1 protein-coding gene is annotated in these 427 nt (G+C 62.3%); it reads right to left on the reverse strand.

From position 1 onward, the window contains the following. Positions 1 to 427 (reverse strand): MFS transporter (locus tag C1I93_RS33455; protein WP_220039628.1); only part of this gene is annotated, 427 nt, incomplete at both ends.

A 427-nucleotide genomic window follows, 5' to 3' on the forward strand; every position in this document is an offset into this window, starting at 1 on the left:
GAATTGCAGCGTGGCGCCTGCGCCCCAGAACAGCGTTGTCACCGCCAGGGAGATCTGGCCGAGCCTGTCGCGCCACAGCGCGTTGAAGCAGTCGGCAAACTCCGAAATGAGACGTACCGGGTTCTTTTCCTGCTGCGGATAGCGCGCGCCGGTATCGGGAATGCGCGTGTTGAACAGCGCCGCGATCAGGTAGATCACCATGATCACCAGCATCGCCGCTTCAGCCGGCGTGTCGATGCGCTCGAGCCCGGGAATGTCGAACGACAGCAGCCATGCCGAGACATGGTTGGAGATCAAGGCCCCACCTAGCACGGTGCCGAGGATGATCGAGCCGACGGTCAGGCCTTCGATCCATCCATTGGCCGCGACCAGCTTTTCAGGGGGGAGGAGTTCGGTAAGGATGCCGTACTTGGCCGGCGAATATGCC

This window comes from Micromonospora endophytica (genome assembly GCF_003236305.1).
GTDB classification, from domain to species: domain Bacteria; phylum Actinomycetota; class Actinomycetes; order Mycobacteriales; family Micromonosporaceae; genus Micromonospora; species Micromonospora endophytica.